This window comes from Polaromonas sp. P1_E11, assembly GCF_056405995.1.
The window spans coordinates 40,822-63,819 of record NZ_JBFUBA010000003.1; the positions used below are offsets into that span (position 1 = coordinate 40,822).

21 protein-coding genes and 1 pseudogene are annotated in these 22,998 nt (G+C 61.7%); 7 read left to right on the top strand and 15 right to left on the bottom strand.

Annotated elements, in window-relative coordinates; genetic code table 11:
- Positions 1 to 7: 7 nt before the first annotated feature.
- From AC1D11_RS13965 to AC1D11_RS14030, 14 genes are all read right to left on the bottom strand, one after another.
- On the bottom strand, positions 8 to 1,648 hold the full coding sequence (locus AC1D11_RS13965) for an isovaleryl-CoA dehydrogenase (RefSeq protein ID WP_477648418.1): 1,641 nt from the start codon (positions 1,646 to 1,648) through the stop codon (positions 8 to 10).
- A gap of 24 nt (positions 1,649 to 1,672) precedes the next feature.
- Positions 1,673 to 2,689 carry an NADP-dependent oxidoreductase gene (locus AC1D11_RS13970; protein WP_477648417.1) on the bottom strand — a complete coding sequence of 339 codons (1,017 nt, stop codon included), beginning with the start codon at positions 2,687 to 2,689 and terminating at the stop codon, positions 1,673 to 1,675.
- 108 nt (positions 2,690 to 2,797) lie between these two features.
- Positions 2,798 to 3,247, bottom strand: a complete 450-nt coding sequence (locus AC1D11_RS13975) for a PaaI family thioesterase (protein WP_477648416.1) — start codon at positions 3,245 to 3,247, stop codon at positions 2,798 to 2,800.
- A gap of 25 nt (positions 3,248 to 3,272) precedes the next feature.
- The gene (locus AC1D11_RS13980; protein WP_477648415.1) at positions 3,273 to 4,064 is read right to left on the bottom strand and encodes an SDR family oxidoreductase; all 792 of its coding nucleotides are present in this window, start codon (positions 4,062 to 4,064) and stop codon (positions 3,273 to 3,275) included.
- A gap of 188 nt (positions 4,065 to 4,252) precedes the next feature.
- Complete coding sequence (locus AC1D11_RS13985) at positions 4,253 to 4,483, bottom strand: hypothetical protein (protein ID WP_477648414.1); 231 nt, start codon at positions 4,481 to 4,483, stop codon at positions 4,253 to 4,255.
- Positions 4,483 to 6,345, bottom strand: a complete 1,863-nt coding sequence (locus AC1D11_RS13990) for an acyl-CoA dehydrogenase (RefSeq protein ID WP_477648413.1) — start codon at positions 6,343 to 6,345, stop codon at positions 4,483 to 4,485. The genes AC1D11_RS13985 and AC1D11_RS13990 overlap by 1 nt, the downstream gene beginning before the upstream one ends.
- 90 nt (positions 6,346 to 6,435) lie before the next feature.
- Positions 6,436 to 7,611, bottom strand: coding sequence for an acetyl-CoA C-acyltransferase (locus tag AC1D11_RS13995; RefSeq protein WP_457280858.1), 1,176 nt, complete (start codon positions 7,609 to 7,611; stop codon positions 6,436 to 6,438).
- A 46-nt stretch (positions 7,612 to 7,657) separates the two neighbouring features.
- A complete protein-coding gene (locus tag AC1D11_RS14000) occupies positions 7,658 to 9,766 on the bottom strand; it encodes a 3-hydroxyacyl-CoA dehydrogenase NAD-binding domain-containing protein (RefSeq protein ID WP_477651314.1) in 2,109 nt (702 codons plus the stop codon).
- 208 nt (positions 9,767 to 9,974) lie between these two features.
- The gene (locus AC1D11_RS14005) at positions 9,975 to 10,670 is read right to left on the bottom strand and encodes an ABC transporter ATP-binding protein (RefSeq protein ID WP_074574254.1); all 696 of its coding nucleotides are present in this window, start codon (positions 10,668 to 10,670) and stop codon (positions 9,975 to 9,977) included.
- Complete coding sequence (locus AC1D11_RS14010; RefSeq protein ID WP_477651313.1) at positions 10,670 to 11,449, bottom strand: ABC transporter ATP-binding protein; 780 nt, start codon at positions 11,447 to 11,449, stop codon at positions 10,670 to 10,672. The genes AC1D11_RS14005 and AC1D11_RS14010 overlap by 1 nt, the downstream gene beginning before the upstream one ends.
- The gene (locus tag AC1D11_RS14015; RefSeq protein WP_477648410.1) at positions 11,446 to 12,738 is read right to left on the bottom strand and encodes a branched-chain amino acid ABC transporter permease; all 1,293 of its coding nucleotides are present in this window, start codon (positions 12,736 to 12,738) and stop codon (positions 11,446 to 11,448) included. Before AC1D11_RS14015 ends, AC1D11_RS14010 begins: the two co-directional genes overlap by 4 nt.
- Before the next feature lie 8 nt (positions 12,739 to 12,746).
- Entirely contained in the window at positions 12,747 to 13,700 is a 954-nt protein-coding gene (locus AC1D11_RS14020; protein ID WP_477648409.1) for a branched-chain amino acid ABC transporter permease, read from the bottom strand.
- Positions 13,701 to 13,812: 112 nt separating this feature from the next.
- Positions 13,813 to 15,135, bottom strand: coding sequence for a branched-chain amino acid ABC transporter substrate-binding protein (locus tag AC1D11_RS14025; protein ID WP_477648408.1), 1,323 nt, complete (start codon positions 15,133 to 15,135; stop codon positions 13,813 to 13,815).
- 243 nt (positions 15,136 to 15,378) lie between these two features.
- The gene (locus AC1D11_RS14030) at positions 15,379 to 17,007 is read right to left on the bottom strand and encodes a 3-(methylthio)propionyl-CoA ligase (RefSeq protein WP_477648407.1); all 1,629 of its coding nucleotides are present in this window, start codon (positions 17,005 to 17,007) and stop codon (positions 15,379 to 15,381) included.
- A 125-nt stretch (positions 17,008 to 17,132) separates the two neighbouring features.
- On the opposite strand from AC1D11_RS14030, the gene AC1D11_RS14035 reads away from it, so the two are divergent.
- From AC1D11_RS14035 to AC1D11_RS14065, 7 genes and pseudogenes are all read left to right on the top strand, one after another.
- Positions 17,133 to 18,626 (top strand): protein adenylyltransferase SelO, encoded by a 1,494-nt coding sequence (locus AC1D11_RS14035; RefSeq protein ID WP_477648406.1) that lies wholly within the window; start codon positions 17,133 to 17,135, stop codon positions 18,624 to 18,626.
- Between the two features lie 31 nt (positions 18,627 to 18,657).
- Positions 18,658 to 19,068: a peptide-methionine (R)-S-oxide reductase MsrB gene (gene msrB / locus AC1D11_RS14040; protein WP_477648405.1), complete on the top strand. Its 411-nt coding sequence runs from the start codon at positions 18,658 to 18,660 to the stop codon at positions 19,066 to 19,068.
- Positions 19,069 to 19,222: 154 nt separating this feature from the next.
- The gene (locus AC1D11_RS14045) at positions 19,223 to 19,849 is read left to right on the top strand and encodes a septation protein A (RefSeq protein WP_477648404.1); all 627 of its coding nucleotides are present in this window, start codon (positions 19,223 to 19,225) and stop codon (positions 19,847 to 19,849) included.
- On the top strand, positions 19,846 to 20,139 hold the full coding sequence (locus AC1D11_RS14050) for a BolA family protein (protein ID WP_477648403.1): 294 nt from the start codon (positions 19,846 to 19,848) through the stop codon (positions 20,137 to 20,139). Before AC1D11_RS14045 ends, AC1D11_RS14050 begins: the two co-directional genes overlap by 4 nt.
- 101 nt (positions 20,140 to 20,240) lie before the next feature.
- Positions 20,241 to 21,026 carry a peptidylprolyl isomerase gene (locus tag AC1D11_RS14055; RefSeq protein WP_477648402.1) on the top strand — a complete coding sequence of 262 codons (786 nt, stop codon included), beginning with the start codon at positions 20,241 to 20,243 and terminating at the stop codon, positions 21,024 to 21,026.
- A 212-nt stretch (positions 21,027 to 21,238) separates the two neighbouring features.
- A pseudogene (locus AC1D11_RS14060) lies at positions 21,239 to 21,367 on the top strand (ribosomal protein L7/L12); the annotation flags it as partial.
- Positions 21,368 to 21,679: 312 nt separating this feature from the next.
- Positions 21,680 to 22,426: an ABC transporter substrate-binding protein gene (locus AC1D11_RS14065; RefSeq protein WP_477648442.1), complete on the top strand. Its 747-nt coding sequence runs from the start codon at positions 21,680 to 21,682 to the stop codon at positions 22,424 to 22,426.
- 9 nt (positions 22,427 to 22,435) lie between these two features.
- Here the strand turns inward: AC1D11_RS14065 and AC1D11_RS14070 are convergent, their stop codons facing one another.
- Positions 22,436 to 22,978: a hypothetical protein gene (locus AC1D11_RS14070; protein ID WP_477648401.1), complete on the bottom strand. Its 543-nt coding sequence runs from the start codon at positions 22,976 to 22,978 to the stop codon at positions 22,436 to 22,438.
- Positions 22,979 to 22,998: the final 20 nt, after the last annotated feature.

Consider the following 22,998-nt stretch of genomic DNA (forward strand, 5'->3'; position numbering starts at 1 on the left):
TGGAAATTCAGCGGGGCATGGCCCGCGCGATGAGGGTGTCGAAATCGGTGCCAGCGCCCAGTGTGCCGAAGGCATGGCCCCAGTTGCCCGCAATGCGTGAGTCGCAAAAAGCGCTGAAGACGGCAGCGGGCGCGGTCTGGTACAGCAAGGCGGCCTGCACCGCCAGCGCGACGTCCTGCGCGAGCCGCCGTGCCTCCACTTCAGTCGCCATTTCTTCCACACGCGTTGGCAAGGCAGCGGCCAGCCGGTCCAGCGCAGGGTGCGCGCCTTTTGCGGCGACAAGCTCCTGGTTCAGGGCCGCCACGGCGTCGGCTTTGCGCAGCGCGCGCAAAAGGTCCAGCGCCATGATGTTGCCCGCGCCTTCCCAAATCGAATTGAGCGGCATCTCGCGGTAAACGCGGGCCATGACGCCCTCACCACCCTCCTCCACATAACCGTTGCCGCCCAGGCATTCCATCGCCTCCTGGGCGAAATGGCTGCCGCGCTTGCAGATCCAGAACTTGGCGACGGGTGTCAACAGGCGCGCCATGGCAGCCTCGTGGGCATCGACAGTGTGGTCGAAAGCCCGGGCCAGGCGCATTGCCAGCGCGGTCGCGGCTTCGGATTCAAGCGCGAGGTCGGCCAGCACGTTGCGCATCAGCGGCTGGTCGATGAGCAGCTTGCCAAAAGCTTTGCGTTGCGAGGTGTGGTTCAGCGCCAGGGCCAGCGCCTGCCGCATCAACCCGCTGGTGCCCAGCGCGCAGTCCAGCCGGGTCATGGTGCCCATTTCGAGGATCTGCGTAATGCCGCGGCCTTCTCCCCCGACCAGCCAGGCCTGGGCGTTTTCAAATTCCACTTCGGAACTTGCGTTGGCCTTGTTGCCCAGCTTGTCTTTGAGGCGCTGGATGCGGATGGCGTTGAGGCCGCCATCGGGCAGCACGCGTGGCAGGAAAAAGCAGGAAAGGCCGCTTGGGGTTTGGGCCAGCACCAGAAAGGCGTCGCACATGGGCGCCGAGAAAAACCATTTATGGCCGGTGATGGCATAACGTTCGCCCCAGCCATCGCGGCCTGCGGGCTCAGCGCGCGTGGTGTTGGCCCGCACGTCGGAGCCGCCCTGTTTTTCCGTCATGCCCATGCCCATGGTGAGGCCGGCCTTGGCCTGCCATAGCTTGAGTTCGGGGTCATAGGCGCGGCTCGCCAGCTTGGGGCCCCAGTCGGCGTAGATGGCCGTGTTGCCGCGCAGCGCGGGCGTGGCCGCGTAGCTCATGGAGATGGGGCACAGGATGGAGGGCTCGAGCTCGGTGAAGAGCATGAAACCCGCCGCGCGCTGGACATGGGGAGATGGATTTTCTTCAGACCAGGGAGAGCCATGCAGGCCCGAGCCCGCCGCGAGCTTCATGAGCTCGTGATAGCCGGGATGAAACTCCACCTGGTCCACACGACGGCCAAAACGATCATGGCTGTGCAACACAGGGCCATGAATGTTGGCCAGGCGCGCATGGGTCTGCATGGCCGTGCTGCCCAGCTTCGCACCGAGCTGGCTCAGCTCGTACGTATCCAGCGCTGGCGCATTGAATTTCAGCGCATCACGCAGCGGGCGGTTGGTGTCAAACAGGTTGTAGTCCGACAGCGGTGCGGGCTGGTTGAAGACTTCATGCGTGGGGTTCATCGCAAACCTCCTGGTGTGCAAGGCTTAAATGAGCTTGACCAATTGCTTGCCGAAGTTCTTGCCTTTGAGCAGACCCAGAAATGCCTCGGGTGCCGCTTCAATGCCCTCTGCCACGCTTTCACGCGGGCGCAGCTTGCCGGTGCCCACCAGGGTGCCGAGTTCCTTGAGCGCTTCGGGCCAGACTTCCATGTGCTCGGCCACGATAAAGCCCTGCAGCTTGAGGCGGCTGGTCAAAATCAGCGCCGGGTAGGCCAACGGCATGGGCCGGCCGTCGTAACCGGCGATCATGCCGCACAGCGCGATGCGGCCGAAAGCGTTCATGCGCGGCAGCACGGCGTCCAGCACCATGCCGCCCACGTTTTCAAAGTAGCCATCAATGCCGTCCGGGCAGGCGTCCTTGAGAGCCTTGGTCAGCGAAGCGGCATCGGCGTGCACTTTGTAGTCAATGCAGGCGTCGAAGCCGAGTTCATCGACGGCATATTTGCATTTGTCGGGGCCGCCGGCAATGCCGACGGCGCGGCAGCCGCGTGCCTTGGCGAGTGCACCGAACGCGCTCCCCACGGCGCCGGTAGCGGCGCTGACCACCATGGTCTGCCCGGCTTGGGGTTCAATGATTTTCACCAGGCCGTACCAGGCGGTGACACCGGGCATACCGACCGCACCCAGGTAGTGCGACAGCGGTACGTGCGTGGTGTCCACCTTGCGCAGCGCGCCGGGTTGGTCGGCATTGACCACGCTGTATTCCTGCCAGCCGCCCATGCCGACCACCTTGTCGCCGGGCTGGAATTTGGGTGAGCGGCTTTCCACCACCTCGCCTGCCGTACCGCCCAGCATGACCTGGCCGAGCGGGTGCGGCGCGGCGTAGCTCTTGGCATCGCTCATGCGGCCACGCATGTAAGGGTCCAGGCTCAGGTAATGGTGGCGCACCAGCACCTGGCCATCCTGCAAAGGCGGCGTGTCGCTGGAGACCAGCATGAAGTTGCTGGCGACGGCTTCGCCGGTGGGACGGTTGTCGAGGAGGATTTGCTGGTTGATGGGCATGGAAGTCTCCTGTGTGTTGTCGGGAAAGGCAGATGATTTGCTATTGATTTGATAGCTGCTTGCGCCGGTTTTTATTGGGCTGGGCTGTGACTTAACCAATTATTCAGTTCAATCGGTTGATATGCCGCCGCCGGGTAAATCCGGTGCGCCGGTGTTTTGGGCGGCGTTGGCAACCCGCCGCACGTACTTGAAGGTGCCCGTGGAGTGTGCACAGGCGCGGCCTTCCGCGTCATACAGCGTGGCCTCGGTAAACGCCATGGTGGTGCTGCGATGCATGAGCCGCCCCTTGGCTGTGAGCCGGCTGCCGTCACCGGGCGCCGGCCGCATGAAGCTGGTCTTCATCTCGATGGTGACCACGCCCATGTCTTTTTGCACACTGCGCGCGGCGGTCGCCATGGTCACGTCCAGCAGCGTCATGATGGCGCCGCCGTGCGTCACGGCAAATGAGTTGAGGTGCTCGGGCCTGGGCGCATAACCAATGGCCGAGGCGCCGCCCTCAAACAGCTCGAGCTCAAAGCCGAGATGATTGACGAAAGGAATGTCCGCGCCGAAGTTCATTAACTGTTCCCAGCCCATTTCTTGCTCACCCCCCGGTTACGACCGAAACGCCACCATCGACGGCCAGCCACTGGCCCGTGATGTGTTTGCCGGCATCCGACGCGTACAGCACGCACAAGCCCTTCAGATCCTCGTCGTCGCCCAGGCGGCCGAGCGGTGCATGCGAGGCGAGTTTTTCCTCGCCCAGGGCTTTCAGCGTGCCCACAGTCATCCGGCTCGGGAAAAAGCCAGGGCAAATCGCGTTGACGGTGATGTTGTACTTGCCCCATTCGCAGCCCAGTGCGCGCGTGAAGTTGATGACGGCACCCTTGGAGGTGTTGTAAGCCACCGTGGTCATCTCGCGCGGGTTGCCGCCCAGGCCGGCGATGGAGGCCACGTTGATAATGCGGCCGGACTTGCGGGCGATCATGCTGTGCTTGGCGATGTGCTGGCTCAGGATGAAATAGCCGCGGATGTTGAGGTTCATGACCTTGTCCCAGGCCTCAACCGGGTGGTCTTCGGCGGGCGCGCCCCAGGCGGCGCCGGCGTTGTTGACCAGGATGTCGACATGGCCCAGGCGCTTGATGGCCTCGTCGGCCAGCGCCCGGATGTCTTCTTCTTTCGAACAGTCGGCGGCGATCCAGTCAACGTCGATACCGGCGGCTTTCAACTCGGCAGCGGACTCGATCAGGTCTTCGGCCTTGCGCGAGCTCAAAATGACTTTGGCGCCCGCCTCACCCAGCGCCTGGGCCAGTTGCAGGCCCAGGCCGCGCGAGCCGCCGGTCACGAGTGCGGTTTTGCCTTTGAGGTCAAACAGTTGCTGGATGGTACGGGTCATAAAAAGCGGTCTCCTGAAGGGTGTCATCGGGCTTGCCGGGCGCCGCATCGGGACTTCCGGCAAGGATGGGGTTGCGAATAATCGGTCGGGTCTGGCCGTGGGTTCAATGCCGGGTGCGACGGTCTGCCATATTGGCACAACATCGGGGGCCCTGCAGGCTGCGCTGTCGTCGTGGCGACTTCAGGCCGCTACGAGCCGACGTTGATGCGGGAGCGCACGTAAACCAGCGCCGCGCCAGCCGCCGCCACAATGCCGCCCAGCACCACCATGGACCAGCCGATGGCATCGTCCAGGCGCTGAACCGACAAGCCCAGTACCAGCGTCAGCAGCCCGCCGTAGATCAGGACCCAGATCAGGGTCTGCAAGCGAGCCACGGCCTTGTTGGAAACAGGGTCAGCGGACGGTTTGAAAAAAGCCATTAAAACGCCTCCTCGGGCAAATCGGCACAGGTCAGGTCACGGGTTTCAACGACCTTGAGCCAGGCGCCGATTTTGGGTAATTCGTAATGATAAAAATAGCGTGTAGCGCCCATCCGGCCTGCGTGAGCAGCTATCGAATTGATAGCGGATTGCTGTGTTGCAAGACTGGCCAGTGCCACATCCAGCCAGACCCATGCCAGCACGGTATGGCCAAACGCCTGCATGTAGGGTACCGCATTGGCCAGCGCCTGGCCGGGCTCACCGGTGGCCCACGCCGCCTTGGTGGCGCTACCCACATGTTGCAATGCCTTGGCCAGTGCGTTGGCATGGGCGGCGAGTTCGGGCACCTGAATGGCTTGTTCAACCGTGGCGTTGATGCGTGCCGCCAGCAATTGCAACCCCCTGCCCCCTTCCATCAGCACCTTGCGGCCCAGCAAATCCATGGCCTGGATGCCGTGCGTGCCTTCATGGATCATGTTCAGGCGGTTGTCCCGCCAGTACTGCTCCACCGGGAAGTCGCGCGTGTAGCCGTAGCCGCCATGCACCTGGATGGCCAGCGAATTGGCCTCCAGGCACCATTCGCTGGGCCAGCTTTTAGCGATGGGTGTCAGAACTTCGAGCAGCAGGCGAGCGTCGTCGGCGGCCTGCGCGTCGGCCGTGTGGTGTTCATCAACCAGGCGGGCGCAATACAACTCCAGGGCCAGTGCGCCTTCGCAATACGCTTTTTGCGCCAGCAGCATGCGCTTGACGTCGGCGTGCTCGATGATGCGGATCTGCGGCTGGGAAGCGTCTTTTCCCACGGCACCGGTGCCGTTTTTAGATCCTCCGCCGACGGGCCGGCCCTGCGGCCGGTTTTTGGCGTAATCGAGGCTGGCGTAATAACCCGCCATGCCCAGCATGGTGGCGGCCGTGCCCACACCGATGCGCGCCTCGTTCATCATGTGGAACATGCAGCGCAGGCCTTCATGAGGCTTGCCGACCAGGTAGCCGACCGCGCCGGCCTGGCCGTCCACCGGGTATTTGCCTTCGCCGAAGTTGAGCAGCGTGTTGGTGGTGCCGCGCCAGCCCAGCTTGTGGTTCAGGCCCGCCAGCGCCACGTCGTTGCGCACGCCGGTGAGCTCGCCTTGGGTATCGACCATTTTCTTGGGTACGATGAAGAGCGAAATGCCGCGTGTGCCGGCAATCAGCTTGCCGTCCGGCCCCGGAATCTTGGCCAGCACCAGGTGGATGATGTTGTCGGTCAGCTCGTGCTCGCCGGCCGAGATCCACATCTTGTTGCCCTTGAGGCGATAGCGTGGGCCCAGCGGGTCGGCCTCAAAGCCGTCGCCATCGGGAACGGCGCGTGTCGTCACGTCGCTGAGCGACGAGCCGGCCTGCGGCTCGGACAAACACATGGTGCCGGAAAAGCGGCCGGAAAATTCATTTTTGGCAAAGACTTCCTTCTGCATGTCGGTGCCGTGCACCATCAGCAGGTTGGCGTTGCCGGTGGTCAGCAGGCCCGAGCCAATGCTGACCGAGGCCATGGCGAAGAAGGCATTGGCCGCTGCTTCCACCGTGTAAGGCAGTTGCATGCCGCCGACTTCATAGTCCTGCGCGGCGCTGAGCATGCCCGAGGCCGCGTAGGCCTTTTGCGCGTCGTGCGTGGCCTGCGGCAGGATGACTTTTTCGCCGTCGAAGTGCGGCTCCTGCGTGTCCACTATGCGGTTGAAAGGCGCGTATTTCTCGCGCGCGATGCGCTCGCAGGTGTCGAACACCGCGTCAAAGGTCTCGCGCGAATGGTCAGAAAACCGCGCCCGCTGGTTTAGCGACTCGGCGCCCAGCCATTGGTAAAGCAGAAAGTCCAGCGTGGGCCGAAGGCTCATGACGGGCTCCCCGTCACAAGAGCGGGCGGCAAGGCAGGAAACACCTGCCCTTTCTGAAGGAGCAGGGTTTCATTCATCGTGATTCCCGGTTCAGAGAACTTCGTAAATGCCGGCTGCGCCCATGCCGCCGCCAATGCACATGGTCACGCAGACGCGCTTGGCGCCTCGGCGCTTGCCTTCGATCAACGCGTGGCCCGTCAGGCGCTGACCGGTCACGCCGTAAGGGTGGCCGACCGCGATCGCGCCGCCGTTGACGTTGAGCTTGTCCATCGGGATGCCCAGCTTGTCGGCGCAGTAAAGCACCTGCACGGCAAAGGCTTCATTCAGCTCCCACAAATCGATGTCGCTGATCTTCAGGCCCAGCTTGGCCAGCACCTTCGGGATCGCGAAGACGGGGCCAATGCCCATCTCGTCAGGCTCGCAACCGGCAACCGCGAAGCCAAGAAAGCGGCCCAGAGGCTTGAGGCCTTTCTTTTCGGCCAGGGTTTCGTTCATCACAACCACGGCGCCGCCGCCGTCGGAGAACTGGCTGGCGTTGCCGGCCGCAATCACACCGCCAGGAATGGCCGGTTTGATGCCGCTGATGCCTTCCTTGGTCGTGCCCTCGCGGATACCCTCGTCCTTGCTGACGGTGACTTGCTTGGTGGAGAGGCCCATGACCTTGTCGGCCACGCCGGCCGTCACGGTAATCGGTGCGATCTCGGCTTCAAAGAGACCCGCAGCCAGCGCGGCCGTGGCCTTTTGCTGGCTCAGTGCACCGTACTCGTCCATGCGGTCGCGCGAGATGTTGTAGCGTTTGGCGACCTGTTCGGCCGTCTGCAGCATGTTCCAGTAGATTTCAGGCTTGTTCTTGGCGAGCCAGGTTTCCTGCAACATGTGGGTGTTCATTTCCTGCTGTACGCAGGAAATGCTTTCGACGCCGCCGGCCACGTAGATGTCGGCTTCGCCGGCGATCACGCGCTGGGCCGCCAGCGCGATGGTCTGCAGGCCGGACGAACAGAAACGGTTGACTGTCATTCCCGATACCGTCACCGGGCAGCCGGCGCGCAGCGCAATCTGGCGCGCGATGTTGGCGCCGGTGGCGCCTTCGGGCGTGGCGCAGCCGATGATCACGTCATCGACTTCGGCGGCCTCGATACCGGCGCGCTTGAGCGCGTGCTCAACGGCGTGGCCGCCCAGGGTGGCGCCGTGCGTCATGTTGAAGGAGCCCTTCCAGCTTTTGGCCAGGGGGGTGCGTGCGGTGGAAACGATTACTGCTGAAGTCATGGAATTCTCCGGATTCTGGGGCGTTGATCTGTGCGGTCTGCTGGGCTTAGGTGGACAGGTTGAAGGTCTTGCCTTCGGCTGCAAGCTTGGCCAGCAGGGGCGCGGGCTTCCAGAATTTGGCGTCGTCCAGCGGGTTCTGCGCGAAGCGGTTCATGCTTTGCACCACATTGAAGAGGCCGACCTGGTCGGCGTACAGCATGGGGCCGCCGCGGTAGACCGGGAAGCCATATCCCATGATGTAGACCATGTCGATGTCACTGGCCTTTGAGGCAATGCCCTCTTCCAGTATGTGCGCGGCTTCATTGACCAGTGAATACACCAGGCGCTGCACGATTTCTTCGTCGGAAATCTTGCGTGGCGTGATGCCCAGCGACTTGCGGTGGTCTTCAATCATCTTGACGACTTCAGCGTTCGGGATCGCGTCGCGCTTGCCGGGCACGTAGTCGTACCAGCCGGCGCCGGTCTTCTGGCCAAAGCGGCCTTTCTCGCAGAGCAGGTCAGCCGTCTTGCTGTACTTCATGTCCGGCTTTTCGGTGTAGCGGCGCTTGCGAATCGCCCAGCCGATGTCGTTGCCGGCCAGGTCGCCCATGCGGAACGGGCCCATGGCAAAGCCGAATTTTTCAATCGCCTTGTCGACCTGCTCAGGCGTGCAGCCTTCGTCCAGCAGGAAACCGCCCTGGCGGCCGTACTGCTCGATCATGCGGTTGCCGATAAAGCCATCGCACACGCCAGAGACCACGGCTGTCTTCTTGATCTTCTTGCCCATCGCCATCACGGTGGCCAGCACGTCCTTGCCGGTTTTGGCGCCGCGCACCACTTCCAGCAGCTTCATCACATTGGCAGGGCTGAAGAAATGCAGGCCCACCACGTCTTGCGGACGCTTGGTGAAGGCAGCGATCTTGTCGACGTCCAGCGTTGAGGTGTTGGAGGCCAGAATGGCGCCCGGCTTCATCACGCGGTCCAGCTCCTTGAAGACCTTCTCCTTGACGCCCATCTCTTCAAACACAGCCTCGATCACCAGGTCGGCATCTTTGAGGTCGTCGTAGCTCAGTGTGGTGCTGAGCAGGCCCATGCGCTGGTCGTATTTGTCCTGCTTGAGCTTGCCCTTCTTGACCTGGGCCTCGTAGTTCTTGCTGATGATGCCAAGGCCTTTGTCCAGGGCCTCCTGCTTCATCTCGAGAATCTTGACCGGGATGCCGGCGTTCAGGAAATTCATGGCGATACCGCCGCCCATGGTGCCGGCGCCGATCACGGCCACCGAATTGATCTCGCGCTTGGGCGTGTCTTCCGGCACGTCGGGGATCTTGGAGGCCGCACGCTCAGCCATGAAAATATGACGCAGCGCGCGGCTTTCAGGTGTCCACATCAGGTTGATGAAGCACTCGCGCTCAAAAGTCATGCCGTCTTCGAATTTTTTCCTGGTTGCGGCTTCGACTGCATCCACGCACTTCAGCGGCGCGGGAAAATTCTTGGCCATGCCCTTCACCATGTTGCGGGCGAACTGGAAATAAGCGTCGCCATTGGGGTGCCTGGCGCGCAGGTCACGCACCAGCGGAAGCGGCCGGGTGTCGGAAATCGATTGGGCAAAGGCCAGGGCTTCCTGGGCCAGCGATTCGGGCGAGGCAGCAAGCTTGTCAAACAGTTTCTGACCGGGGATTTGCGCGAGCAGTTCGCTCTTGACGGGTTCGCCGCTCACGATCATGTTCAGGGCCGGCTCCACGCCCAGCACGCGCGGCAGGCGCTGCGTGCCGCCGGCGCCGGGCAACAGGCCGAGCTTGACTTCAGGCAAGGCCACGTTGGTGCCGGGCGCGGCGATGCGGTAGTGGCAGCCCAGGGCCAGTTCCAGGCCACCGCCCATGCAGACGGAGTGGATCGCGGCGACGATGGGCTTGCCGGAGTTCTCGACCGCGCGGATCACGCTCAGCAAATTGGGTTCGATCAGCGCCTTGGGCGTGCCGAACTCCTTGATGTCGGCGCCGCCCGAAAAGGCTTTGCCTGCGCCGGTGATCACGATGGACTTGATGGCGGCGTCGGCGTTGGCCTTCTCGATGTTGTCGGTCAGGCTCAGGCGCGTGGCATGGCCCAGGCCGTTGACGGGGGGATTGCTCAGCGTGATGACTGCGACGGGGCCGTGAACTTCGTAAAGGGTGGTCATTGCGATGCTTCTTTCCTTGATGGGAGTTTCAGTTTTCAGTTGTCTCGGCTGGCGCTGCGGCCCGGCACGCGCTGGTCGGGCGTACAAAAAAGTACGACCGTTCTTTTTCCATTGTAGGGGGCGTTTGTGACGGCACAAGTCCCTGTGTGGGCTGTTCAGTCTATTTTTGTCCCGGCGGTGACATAACCGGGGCAATTAACACAGGGTTTTACACCTCGAGCCACTCTTTGCGGATGTACGCATCGGCCCGCAGGCTATCGGGTGTGCCGTCAAACACGATGCTGCCGTGACCCATGACCAGCGCGCGATCGGAAATCGCCATGGCAATCGTCAGTTTCTGCTCGATCAGCAGCACCGAAATACCTTTGGCCTTGAGCGTTTGTAAATACTGTCCCACCAGTTCGACGATTTTGGGCGCCAGGCCTTCGGTGGGCTCGTCAATGATGATGAGATCCGGGTCGCCCATCAGTGTGCGGCACAGCGTGAGCATCTGCTGCTCGCCGCCCGAGAGCACGCCGGCCTCGGTGTGCTGGCGTTCGCGCAGCCGGGGGAACATCTGGTACATGTCTTCAAACGACCAGCGCGAGCCCTTGCCAGAGCCCTTTTGGCCGAGCAACAGATTCTGGTGCACCGTGAGCTTGGGAAAGATGTCGCGGTTTTCCGGCACATAGCCTATGCCGAGGTGGGCAATCTGGTAGGCCTTCTTGCCGACGATCTCCTGCTTCTTCCAGAGGATGGAGCCCTGGCAGTCGACCAGGCCCATGATGGCCTTGGCCGTGGTGGAGCGCCCCGAGCCGTTGCGGCCCAACAGCGCAACAATCTGGCCGGGCTGCACGTCGAAATGCACACCGTGCAGCACGTGGCTTTTGCCGTAGAAGGCGTGGAGGTTCTGGATATGGAGCATTAGTGGCCTCCTGCCTGGGCATCTGCGACCGGAGAGCCGAGGTAAGCCTCTTGAACCCGTTGATCAGCGCGCACGGCCTCCGGCGTGTCGTAGGCAATGATCTCGCCATAAACCACCACCGCAATCTTGTCGGCCAGACCAAACACCACGCCCATGTCGTGCTCCACCGTCAGCAGGGTCTTGCCGACGGTGACTTCCTTGATCAGGTTGATAAAGCGGCTGGTCTCTGACCGGCTCATGCCTGCTGTGGGTTCGTCGAGCAGGATGACGTTGGCGCCACCGGCAATCGTGATGCCGATTTCCAGCGCGCGCTGCTCGGCATACGTCAGGTTGGTGGCCAGCACGTCGCGCTTTTTGTCGAGCTTGATCATTGCCATCAACTCGTCGGCGCGCTGGTTGGCGTCATCCAGGTCGGCCAGGAAGCGAAAAAAGGTGTACTTGTAGCCCAGGCTCCACAGCACCCCACAGCGCAGGTTTTCAAACACGCTGAGCTTGGGGAAGATGTTGGTGATCTGGAAGCTGCGCGACAGACCCAGCCGGTTGATTTCAAACGGCTTTTTACCGTCGATGCGCTGGCCATTGAGCAGCACTTCGCCGCTGGTGGGCTCAAAACGGCCGCTGATGAGGTTGAACAGCGTGGACTTGCCGGCGCCGTTGGGCCCGATGATGGCGACGCGCTCGCCGGCCTGTACCTTCAGGTTGGCGCCGCGAATGATTTCGGTCTTGCCGAAGCTTTTGCGCAGGTCTTTGAGTTCAAGCGAACAGGTGATTGCACTCACAACAGTTCCCTCCGCTTGATTTCTTTCTCGATGTCATTTTGTATCTGGCCCCATTGCGTCAAGAACTGACGGCGCGTGAGCTCAAACAGGCCCAGTCCGGTGATCAGCACGAAGCCGGCGCCCAACCAGCTGTTGAGGTTGGTGGCGTTCAGCCGCACCCCCATGAAGCCCAGTTCGGCGCCCAGTGCCGCATTGAGCTGCAGGTGGTAAAGCATCTCTACCATGGCTGCGGCGCCCACCAGCGCCACCAGCGCCGTGACCGCCAGGCCCAGGTAACCCACCCACAATTCCCTGAGCCTGCCGAAAGACGCGATGCGCAAATTCATCATGATCAGGCTGGCAATGCCGCCCGGTGCATACATCACCATGAAGAGGAAGATCAGGCCCACATACAGCAACCAGGCCATGGACAGCTCGGACAGCAGGATCAGCGCCAGTACCAGCAGGCCGGCGCCGATGATGGGGCCGAAGAAGAAGGTGGCGCCGCCCAGGAAAGTGAAGAGCAGCAAGCTACCTGAACGCACACCGCTCACCACTTCCGCCGTGACGATTTCCGAATTGATCGCCGCCAGCCCACCCCCGATGCCGGCAAAAAAACCCGCAATGATGAAGGCGTAGTAGCGCACGCGTTGGGTGTTGTAGCCGATGAACTCCACGCGTTCGGGGTTGTCGCGCACCGCATTCAGGATGCGGCCCAGTGGCGTGCGGGTAAAGGCAAACATGGCCGCCGTGCAGATGAAGCAATAAAAGGCGATCAGGTAATAGACCTGGATCTGCGGGCCGAAGCTGATGCCGAAGACCGGCTTGCCGTAGGCCCGGTTGGTGGTGATGCCGCCCTCGCCGCCGAAGAACTCGGGGAACATCAGCGACATGGCGAACACCAGCTCACCCACGCCCAGGGTGATCATGGCAAAGGTGGTACCGGCTTTTTTGGTGGTGACGTAGCCGAACAGCACGGCAAAGAATAAGCCCGAGAGCCCACCCACCAAAGGAATCAGCGGCAGCGGGATGTAGAACGTACCCTTGGCGGCCAGGTTCATCGCATGCACGGCCAGGAAAGAGCCCAGCCCGGCATAGACCGCATGGCCGAAGCTGAGCATGCCGCCCTGCCCCAGCAGAATGTTGTAGCTCAGGCAGATGATGACCAGGTAACCGGCCTGTGACAGCATGGTGAGCGCCAGGCTGCTTTTGAACATCAGCGGCGCGACGATGAGCAGCAGCGCGTACAGCGACCACAGCAGCCAGCGGCCGACGTTATAGGGTTTGAATTGGTGGTAAGCGGTAGACATGTGGCGACTCATCCTTCCCGTGTACCAAGCAAGCCCTTGGGCCTGAAGATAAGAATGAGCACCAGAAACAGGAACGGCAGGATGGGCGCCACCTGCGAAATGGTGAGCTTGAGCAAGGGGTAGCCGAAAGTTTCAGGCGTCACGGTGTAGCTGAATTTGGCGAGCAGGGTCATCAACGACTGGTCCATCGCGACTGCAAAGGTCTGAATCAGGCCGATGAGCAGTGAAGCCAGAAAAGCGCCGCTGAGCGAACCCATCCCACCCACCACCACGACCACAAAGATGATGGCGCCGACCGAGCCGGCCATGGCGGGTTCCGTCACGAAGGTATTGCCGCCGATCACGCCGGCCAGGCCCGCCAGCGCCGCGCCGCCTCCAAAGACCAGCATGAAGACGCGCGGCACGTTGTGGCCCAGCGCCTCTACCGTTTCCGGATGGGTGAGCGCGGCCTGTATGACCAGGCCGATGCGTGTGCGCGTGAGCAGCAACCAGATGCCGGCCAGCATGGCCAGCGAAATAAACATGATGAAGGCGCGCGATTTGGGAAAGTTGGTGCCGAACACCGTGAACAGCGGGCCCTGCAAACCCTCCGGCAACACATAGTTGACGGCCGAGCGGCCCCATACCAGTTGCACCAGTTCCAGCAACAGGTAGGACAGCCCAAAGGTGACCAGCAGCTCGGGGACATGGCCGAACTTGTGCACCTTGCGCAGGCAAAAGCGCTCAAAGGCCGCGCCCATCACAAACACCAAAAGCGGTGCCACCAGCAGCGACCACCAGAACCCGATGACCTGCGAGGTGCTGTAGGCAATGTAGGCGCCGACCATGTAGAAGGAGGCGTGCGCAAAATTGAGCACGCCCATCATGCTGAAGATCAGCGTCAGGCCGGAGCTCAGCATGAACAGCAGCAGCCCGTAGCTGAGGCCGTTAAGCAGGGAGATGGTGAAAAATTCCAAATTCATCAATGACCGCCTGAAGCTGGAAGGTAAAACAGATACGGGCAGGAAACCTGCCGGGATAAAGAAAAAGGCCCGAGTGGGTCGGGCCTTCGCCGGTCAAGCGGCCGCCAGGGCCTTAGCCCGGACGCTTCATCTGGCAAGAGGTAGGCGTGCTGGCCACATAGGGCTCATAGTATTTGACCGGCACAAAGGTGTAGCCGGTGTTCTCGGCATCGTAAGGGTATTTGCCGCCGGCTTTTTCCCACTTGTCGATGTAAAGGCCCTGCTGCAGCTGGTGGTCGGTCTTGCGCATCTCGACATCGCCGTTGAAGCTCTTGAAGCGCATGCCTTCCATGGCTTTGGCCACGACGGCCGGTTCAGTCGATTTTGTCTGCGCCATGGCTTCGGTCAGGATGGTGAAGGCATGGAATATCGCGCCGGTGTAGAAGTCGTCGTTGAACTTCTTCTTGTAGTCAGCCTGGACCTGCTGGATCTCGCCGCCCATGTTGAGGTGGTTGTAGGACACCATATAAACCCGCCCGGCCGAGGCCGCGCCCAGGGCGGTCGGCGTGCCGGTGACGCCGGCGTAGTAGGTGTAGAACTTGACGTTGTTGAGACCCGCTTCGTTGGCGGCCTTCACCAGCAGCGAGAGATCGGAACCCCAGTTGCCGGTGATCACGGTGTCGGCACCCGACTGTTTGATCTTGGCGATGTAGGGTGCGAAGTCGCGCACCTGCGCCAGCGGGTGCAGGTCTTCGCCGACGATCTGGATGTCGGGGCGTTTGCTGGCCAGGTTGGCTTTGGCGAACTTGGCGACCTGTTGACCGTGCGAATAGTTCTGGTTGATCAGGTAGACCTTCTTGATGTCCTGCTGGTCCTTCATGAAGGCCGTCAGGGCTTCCATCTTCATGGAGGTGTCGGCATCGAGCCGGAAGTGCCAGTAGTCGCACTTGCTGTTGGTCAGATCCGGGTCTACCGCGGCGTAGTTGAGGTAGACGACTTCCTTGCCGGGATTGCGTTCGTTGTACTTGGACAGCGCGTCCATGATGGCGAGCGCCGGGCCGGAGCCGTTGCCTTGCACCACGTAGCGCGCGCCCTGGTCGATTGCGGACTTTAGTGCGTTGGTGGTTTCCTGGGGACTGAGCTTGTTGTCGATGCCGATGATCTCGAACTTCACGCCGGCCTTGTTCTTCTTGCTGAACTGTTCGGCCAGAAACTGGAAGCCCTTGAGCTGGTTGGTGCCCACGGCCGCCATCAAGCCAGACAGCGGATCAAGCCAGGCGATCTTGACAGTCTGGTTCAGGTTGACGGCGCCGGTGACCGGTGCTGCAACTGCAGCTTTGGCCGGCGCTGCGGCCTTGGCCGGCGCCTGGGCCAGCGCCATGCCGCTGTAAAGCATGGAAGACACCGCCAGGGCGATGCCTGCATGCCGTGCGAAAAATCGGTTCTGGGTTGTCATCCCTTGTCTCCTGGAAATTGTATGAATGCGCGGTGAATCCGCAGAGGGAACCGGCAAAGGTTAGGTCAAATGATGTTGCACTGCGTCAGGGAATGCCCTAGCGCCATGTCACGGATGTGACCCCCACGCTTCTCGCTTCGCGTAGTGCGCTGCCCCCCGAGGGGGCCGCTGCGCCTGCGGCCCGGCAAAGCCGGTTCCGCGGCCCCTGCTTGATTGAATACCGGCCCCACCTTTTGGCCGTGCTTAGGTCTGAGGCAGTTTGTAATCCTTGAGCAGTTCGCGCAGTTTGGTTTTGAGCATCTTGCCGGTGGCGCCCAGGGGGATGGCGTCGACGAAGACGACGTCGTCGGGGATTTGCCACTTCGCGGTCTTGCCTTCGTAGAAGCGCAGCAACTCGTCGCGCGTGACTTCCATGCCGGGCTTTTTCACGACCGCGATGATGGGGCGCTCATCCCACTTGGGATGGGCCACGCCTATGCAGGCAGCCATGGCGACGGCCGGGTGCGCCACGGCGATGTTCTCGATTTCGATGGAGCTGATCCATTCGCCGCCGGACTTGATCACGTCCTTGCTGCGGTCTGTAATTTGCAGATAACCGTCGGCGTCTATGGTGCCGACATCGCCCGTCGGGAACCAGCCGTCCACCAGCGGGTCACCGCCCTCACCCTTGAAGTATTCGCGCACAATCCACGGCCCCTTGACGTAAAGGTCGCCAAAGACCTTGCCGTCCCAGGGCAGTTCCTTGCCGTCGGCATTGACGATCTTCATGTCGACGCCGTAGATGGCGCGCCCCTGCTTGAGGCGTATCTTCATTCTTTCTGCTTCCGGCAATGCGTCGTGCTTGTTCTTGAGCGAGCACAGCGTGCCCAGCGGGCTCATCTCGGTCATGCCCCAGGCGTGCAGCACTTCCACACCGTAGTCTTCGCGGAAGGCATTGATCATGGCGGGGGGACAAGCAGAGCCGCCAATGACGGTGCGACGCAGGCTTGAAAATTTCAGCCCGGCAGGCTTCATGTGGGTCAGCAGCATCTGCCAAACGGTGGGCACGCCGGCGGCGTAAGTGACCTTCTCGGCCTCAATCAGATCGTAAATCGATTTGCCGTCCAGGGCCGGTCCGGGGAACACCAGCTTGGCGCCGGTGAGCGCGGCCGAGTACGGAATGCCCCACGCATTGACGTGGAACATGGGCACAACCGGCAGGATGGCGTCGCGAGCGGAGATGCTCATGACATCGGGCAGCGCTGCCGCATAGGCGTGCAGCGTGCTGGAGCGGTGGCTGTAGAGCGCGGCTTTGGGATTGCCCGTGGTGCCGCTGGTGTAGCACATGCTGGAGGCGGTGTTTTCGTCAAAACTGGGCCAGGCGTAGTCGGCAGTCTGGGCGCCTATCCAGCTTTCGTAGCTTTGCAGGTTGGGCACGCCGGAATCCACCGGCAGCTTGTCGGCGTCGCACAGCGCGATGTAGTGCCTGATGGTTGGGCAGCGGGCGTGCACGGCTTGCACCAGTGGCAGGAAACTCAGGTCAAAGCACAGCACCTGGTCTTCGGCGTGGTTGGCGATCCAGGCGATCTGGTCCGGGTGCAGGCGCGGGTTGATGGTATGCAGCACCCGGCCAGATCCGCTCACGCCGTAATAAAGCTCCAGGTGCCGGTAGCCGTTCCAGGCCAGCGTGGCAACGCGGTCGCTGAATGCGAGCTTCAGGCCGTCCAGCGCATTGGCAACCCGGCGCGCCCGATGGGCGACATCCTTGTAGGTGTAGCGATGCAGGTCGCCCTCCACGCGGCGCGACACGATTTCGGCGTCGCCATGGTGGCGCTCTGCGAATTCGATCAGGCCGGAAATCAGCAGCGGCTGGCTTTGCATTAACCCAAGCATCGGGAAGTCTCCATTGGTTAAATAGTGCGGTTGGCAAGCGGTCATCATGCCGCAGCGCAACATGACGGTCATGCGGGATTGCCCGTGAAATCACGGGTTCATGTCAGGTAGGGGACAATTTGCCGATGACTTCTGCAAACCTTCCGGCGCCCGACACTGCGGACCCTTCTGCCGGCACCTCGCTGACCTGGAGCAACAGCTTCGCCCAATTGGGTGGCGACTTCTACACCCGCTTGCGGCCGCAGTCACTGCCGGACCCTTATTGGGTTGGCCGCAGCCGCAGCCTGGCGCATGAGCTGGGACTGGGCGCAGAATGGCTTGAATCTCAGGCTGCCCTGGAAGCCTTGACCGGCAATAGCGTCTTGCCCGGCTCCGAGCCGCTGGCCAGCGTCTACAGCGGTCACCAGTTTGGCGTCTGGGCCGGGCAGCTCGGTGACGGCCGTGCCTTGTTGCTGGGCGAAATCAATACTCCGCGTGGGCCACAGGAAATCCAGCTCAAGGGCGCCGGCAAAACACCCTACTCCCGCATGGGCGATGGCCGGGCTGTACTGCGCAGCTCGATTCGCGAATTTTTGTGCTCGGAAGCGATGCATGGCCTGGGCATTCCGACCACGCGGGCGCTGTGCGTTACCGGCTCCGACGCGGCCGTACGGCGCGAGGAGATCGAGACCGCCGCCGTGGTGACCCGCACCGCGCCAAGCTTCATCCGCTTCGGCCACTTCGAGCATTTCAGCTACAACGACCAGCATGCGCAGCTCAAGGTGCTGGCCGACTACGTCATCGACCGGTTTTACCCTGCCTGCCGCGAGGCAAAACAACCTTATGCGGCGCTGCTGGAGGCCGTCAGCGAAAAGACCGCACATCTTATGGCTGCGTGGCAGGCTGCAGGCTTTTGCCATGGCGTCATGAACACCGACAACATGAGCATCCTGGGGCTGACCATTGACTATGGCCCGTTCCAGTTTCTCGATGCGTTTGATCCCGGCCACATCTGCAACCATTCAGACACCCAGGGCCGTTACGCCTATAACAAGCAGCCGAACATGGCCTACTGGAACCTGTTCTGCCTGGGACAGGCGTTGCTGCCGCTGATTGAAGACCAGGAGCAGGCGCTTGCAGCCCTGGAACCCTACAAAACCGTGTTCCCCGAGGCATTGCAGGCCCGAATGCGCAGCAAACTTGGCCTGGCGAACGAGCAGCCCGAGGACAAGGCCCTGGTGGACAACACCTTCAAATTGTTGGCCGCCAACAAGGTGGACTACACCATCTTCTGGCGGCGCCTGAATGGTTTCACAGCACAAAGCGGCCATGAACCCCTGCGTGACCTGTTCTTTGACCGGGAATCCTTCAACGCCTGGGCGCTACAGTATTCAGAGCGCCTTGCGCACGTGGATCAAGGGTTTCGGGCCGATTTGATGCTGAAAAATAACCCCAAATTCGTGCTGCGCAACCATTTGGGCGAACAAGCCATACGCGCTGCGAAACTAAAAGACTTTTCCGGGGTCGATACCTTGCTTGCCTTGCTGCAGGCCCCATTTGATGAGCATCCGGGGCACGAGAGCTTTGCGGATTTTCCCCCAGACTGGGCCTCGTCCATTGAAATCAGTTGCAGTTCGTAACACCTCCGCCAACTCACGCCAGGAACAGAACATGAGCACGAAGATCCAGAAAACCGACGCCGAGTGGAAAGCCCTGCTGGCTGAAAAAGGAGCCGAACCCGCGGCCTTTGAAGTCACGCGCCACGCTGCCACTGAACGCCCCTACACCGGCAAATATGAAGCGGTATGGGCTGACGGCAGCTACCACTGCATCTGCTGCGGTGCCAAGCTGTTCGAGTCGGAAACCAAATTTGATGCCGGCTGCGGCTGGCCCAGCTTTTCGGAGGAAGCCGTGCCGGGTGCGATCGAGGAAATCGTGGACCGCAAGCACGGCATGGTGCGCACCGAAACCGTGTGCGCCAGCTGCGGTGCGCATCTGGGCCATGTGTTCCCCGATGGCCCGTCGCCGACGGGCTTGCGGTATTGCATGAACTCGGCAGCGCTTGATTTCAAGAAGAAGTGAAGCCCCCACGGTCGCTCGCTGCGCGTAGCTTCCTGCCCCCCGAGGGGCCGCCCGCCTGCGGCCCGGCAAAGCCGGTTCCGCGGCTCATGCTTGCTAATTCGGGACCCAACGCCAGTGAGCTCTTTCGCCTCTTTTACCCCGCGATAATCTGTTTATGAAAATTCTTTTCGACTTTTTGCCGATCGCCCTTTTCTTCGGCATGTTCAAGTACGCCGAAGGCAACAAGGATTGGGCTGCCGCTACGGCGACCGAGTGGCTGGGTTTTATGGTTTCCGGGGGGGTGGTGGGCGCGGCAGAAGCGCCGGTGCTGCTGGCCACCGTGGTTGTGATCGTTGCCACGCTGGCCCAGATCCTCTGGCTCAAGGTAAGCGGCAAGAAAGTCGACACCATGCTGTGGATCAGCCTGGGGCTGGTGACGGTGCTTGGCGGCGCCACCATCTATTTCCACAGCGAGAGCTTCATCAAATGGAAACCCACGGTCTTGTACTGGGTGATGGGCGGCGCGCTGCTGCTGGGACAACTGGTGTGGAAGAAAAACGGTATCAAGTCCCTGATGGGCGCGCAGATGACCTTGCCTGACCCGATCTGGCGCGTGGTCAATTTCAGCTGGGTTGGTTTTTTTGCCGTGATGGGCCTGCTCAATCTGTGGGTGGCTTTCACGTTTTCCACCAGCACCTGGGTCAACTTCAAGCTGTTTGGCGGCCTCGGTCTGATGGTGGTGTTTGTGCTGGCGCAGGCGGTGTACCTGAACAAGCACATCAAACCAGGTGCCACACCATGAACGCCAGCGTTTCCAGCGCCCTGCCCGTGCGCACCCACGAGATCGAGCAGCAGCTCAAGGCGCGGCTTCAACCCACCTGGCTGGAAGTGCTGGACGAGAGCGCTGCCCACGCCGGACATTCGGGCGCCAACGCGGAAGGCTACGGCACCCACTTTCGCATCCGCATTGCCAGCCCGCTCTTTACCGGCCAAAGCCGCGTGGCACGCCACCGGCTTGTGTATGATGCAATGCAAAATTTCATTGATCAGGGTCTTCATGCCCTGGCGATTGAAGTCATCGAGTCACCCTGAATCTGCGCTGATTTACCCCTGAATTTCGGCACAGAGCCACGGCAACGTCAGCACGCATTGCCAAACGCTTTCAAGCATTACCAAAGGACTACAAAAACATCATGAAGAAACATCTGTTACTCGGCACCGCCGTGGCGGCACTGCTCGCGCTGGGCGCACAAGGCGCCATGGCGCAGAACGTCGCCATCGTCAACGGCAAGGCCGTTCCCAAATCGCGCCTGGACTCGCTGGCACTGCAGGTCGTCAAGTCGGGCCGGCCAGTGACGCCCGACATGGAAGTCCAGCTCCGTGAAGAAGTGATTGCGCGCGAAGTGTTCATGCAGGAAGCGGAAAAGCGGGGGCTGTCTTCCAGCGACGACGTCAAGGTGCAAATGGAACTGGCCCGCCAGACCATCCTGATCCGCGAGCTGTTTTCTGACTTCCAGAAGAAGAATCCGGTGACTGATGTCGAGCTGAAGGCCGAATACGACAAATTTGCCGAAGCCAATGGCGGCAAGGAATACAAGGCCCGCCACATCCTGGTCGAAAAGGAAGCCGAGGCCAAGGAAATTATTGCCAGCCTGAAAAAAGGCGGCAAGTTTGATGACATCGCCAAGAAGAAGTCCAAGGATCCCGGATCCGGTGCCAAGGGTGGTGACCTGGATTGGGCCAACCCCTCCAGCTATGTGCCTGAGTTCACCGAGGCACTGGTCAAGCTCAACAAGGGCCAGACCACCGATACCCCGGTGAAAACCCAGTTCGGTTACCACGTCATTCGTGTGGACGACATCCGCACGGCCCAACTCCCCTCCTTCGAGGAAGTGAAGCCGCAGATCGCCCAGCAAATGCAGCAGCAAAAGCTGGCGGCGTTCCAGGAAGAACTGCGCAAAAAAGCCAAGGTGGAATAAGCCGCAGGCAAACTGCCTTCCTAAACGCGGCCCATGTGGCCGCGTTTTTATTTCCATGCTGGTCAATGTGCGACCGGTGGGTCTGCCTTGAAAAAGGCGTGTTTCCCGATTGACGGGAGCAGCCGGTACCGCTCCAATGGCTCACACTTTTCTGGAGACCCCATGTCCAAACGCCTTGTTTTCCCTCAATTCGCCGCACAGTCGGGCGTCGCATGAGCAACCCCGACTCTCCTTCCGCCCTGCCCGCGCAGGTGCAAGAAGCACTAGACCAAGGCAACAAGGTAGAGGCGGTTAAGCGGCTGCGTAGCCTCACGGGTTTGGGCCTTCAGGAAGCGAAAGATGCGGTGGAGGCCTCGATGCGCGGCGAACCGCTGGCTGCGGGATTTGCGTCAAAGGCATTCGCCGCTGACACACCCCTGCCCGCGCAGGTGCAAGAGGCGCTCGATCAGGGCAACAGGATAGAGGCGATACGGCGCTTGCGGGACCTGACGGGCTTGGGTCTCAAGGAAGCCATGGACGCGGTGGTGCTTGCTGCGGGCACGGGCGCGGGAGCGCATGCGAGCGAGGGACAGTCCCCGGGTCAGGTGCGCAGCTCTAATGGCGCATGGTGGTGGCTTGTTGCACTGGCCGTGCTGTCGCTGGCTGCGTTTGCGCTGCTGGGCTGCGCCTCTGCGCGGCAGGCACCCGTCACTGAGTTGGCGCCTTCCGGCAAGCTCAAGGCCGCCATCAATTTCGGCAACCCCATCCTGGCGGTGAAAGACCCCGTCACCGGCGAGCCGCGGGGCGTCTCGGTGGATCTGTCGCGCGAATTGGGCAAGCGTCTCGGTGTGCCGGTGGAACTCGTCACCTTCAATTCTGCTGGCAAGGTGGTGGAGGCGGTCAGGGATGCGCAGGTGGACATTGCTTTTGTAGCCATTGACCCGGTGCGCGGTGCCGACATGCTGCAGACGCCGCCCTACGTCATCATCGAAGGTGCTTACCTGGTGAAAAACGACTCCCCCATCCGGCGCAATGAAGAGGTGGACCAGGCGGCCAACCGCATTGTGGTCGGCAACGGCAGTGCCTATGACCTCTATTTGACTCGCGAACTGAAAGCCGCCAGGCTGGTGAAGGCCCCCACCTCGCCGGCGGTGACCGATGTGATGGTTGCGCAGGGCATCGAGATAGCAGCCGGCGTCAAGCAGCAGCTGCAAGCCGACGCCAGGCGCCTTCCCGGGTTGCGCCTGCTGCCGGGACGCTTCATGGTGATCAACCAGGCGATGGGCATGCCCAAGGGGCGGGACAATGCAGCGCGCTACCTCGAATCGTTCATCGAAGAGATGAAAGCCTCTGGTTTTGTGGCGCAGGCCTTGGCCCGGCACGGGATCGAGGGGGCGGCAGTGGCGCCGCCTGGCCGCTAGCCCTGCGAATCAATCCCGTCGCAACGACTGCAACATCTTGAGACCGGGACCGTTCACTGCCGCAGCGTCACCGTTGCTCAGGATGGTGAACCCCACATGCAATTCACCGACGGCGACAAGACCCTGGGTCAGGTTGCGGTATTCACCGGGCTTGGGTGCCCGGTCGGTGGCCGAGAAATAGGAGCCGAACAGCCCCTGGCCCGACAAGTCTCGCACCGGGAGTTCTTTTTCCACTGCCTGCGCCTTAGCCCTTTGGGCCCCGGCAGCCGTCATCGCCCGGACGAATTCCGGCGTCAGCGGCTTGGCGTCGGCGCTGGTCGGCCAGATGGGCGTGATCATGACCTCAAACACCTTTCCGGCGGAGGGCGAAAGTATGACGGTCGGTGGCAAGTCCGGCGTAGCGCGGAGCACCTGGCCGCGCCAGCCCTCAGGCAGGGGAATGACCAGCGCCGGCCGCTGGGGCAGCGGCACGCGCAAGTCGGCGGCGAAGGCGCTCCATGCCAATAACCCGGACAAGGCGGCGAAGACAGTACGCTTGAACAATCGATTCATGGGCCTCCCTGGCTTTTGTC

Bases quoted from the DNA above. Each gene is read 5' to 3' on its own strand.
- AC1D11_RS13965 (WP_477648418.1), bottom strand. From the start codon at position 1,648: ATGAACCCCACGCATGAAGTCTTCAACCAGCCCGCACCGCTGTCGGAC.
- AC1D11_RS13970 (WP_477648417.1), bottom strand. From the start codon at position 2,689: ATGCCCATCAACCAGCAAATCCTCCTCGACAACCGTCCCACCGGCGAA.
- AC1D11_RS13975 (WP_477648416.1), bottom strand. From the start codon at position 3,247: ATGAACTTCGGCGCGGACATTCCTTTCGTCAATCATCTCGGCTTTGAG.
- AC1D11_RS13980 (WP_477648415.1), bottom strand. From the start codon at position 4,064: ATGACCCGTACCATCCAGCAACTGTTTGACCTCAAAGGCAAAACCGCA.
- AC1D11_RS13985 (WP_477648414.1), bottom strand. From the start codon at position 4,483: ATGGCTTTTTTCAAACCGTCCGCTGACCCTGTTTCCAACAAGGCCGTG.
- AC1D11_RS13990 (WP_477648413.1), bottom strand. From the start codon at position 6,345: ATGAGCCTTCGGCCCACGCTGGACTTTCTGCTTTACCAATGGCTGGGC.
- AC1D11_RS13995 (WP_457280858.1), bottom strand. From the start codon at position 7,611: ATGACTTCAGCAGTAATCGTTTCCACCGCACGCACCCCCCTGGCCAAA.
- AC1D11_RS14000 (WP_477651314.1), bottom strand. From the start codon at position 9,766: ATGACCACCCTTTACGAAGTTCACGGCCCCGTCGCAGTCATCACGCTG.
- AC1D11_RS14005 (WP_074574254.1), bottom strand. From the start codon at position 10,670: ATGCTCCATATCCAGAACCTCCACGCCTTCTACGGCAAAAGCCACGTG.
- AC1D11_RS14015 (WP_477648410.1), bottom strand. From the start codon at position 12,738: ATGTCTACCGCTTACCACCAATTCAAACCCTATAACGTCGGCCGCTGG.
- AC1D11_RS14020 (WP_477648409.1), bottom strand. From the start codon at position 13,700: ATGAATTTGGAATTTTTCACCATCTCCCTGCTTAACGGCCTCAGCTAC.
- AC1D11_RS14025 (WP_477648408.1), bottom strand. From the start codon at position 15,135: ATGACAACCCAGAACCGATTTTTCGCACGGCATGCAGGCATCGCCCTG.
- AC1D11_RS14030 (WP_477648407.1), bottom strand. From the start codon at position 17,007: ATGCTTGGGTTAATGCAAAGCCAGCCGCTGCTGATTTCCGGCCTGATC.
- AC1D11_RS14035 (WP_477648406.1), top strand. From the start codon at position 17,133: ATGACTTCTGCAAACCTTCCGGCGCCCGACACTGCGGACCCTTCTGCC.
- msrB (WP_477648405.1), top strand. From the start codon at position 18,658: ATGAGCACGAAGATCCAGAAAACCGACGCCGAGTGGAAAGCCCTGCTG.
- AC1D11_RS14045 (WP_477648404.1), top strand. From the start codon at position 19,223: ATGAAAATTCTTTTCGACTTTTTGCCGATCGCCCTTTTCTTCGGCATG.
- AC1D11_RS14050 (WP_477648403.1), top strand. From the start codon at position 19,846: ATGAACGCCAGCGTTTCCAGCGCCCTGCCCGTGCGCACCCACGAGATC.
- AC1D11_RS14055 (WP_477648402.1), top strand. From the start codon at position 20,241: ATGAAGAAACATCTGTTACTCGGCACCGCCGTGGCGGCACTGCTCGCG.
- AC1D11_RS14070 (WP_477648401.1), bottom strand. From the start codon at position 22,978: ATGAATCGATTGTTCAAGCGTACTGTCTTCGCCGCCTTGTCCGGGTTA.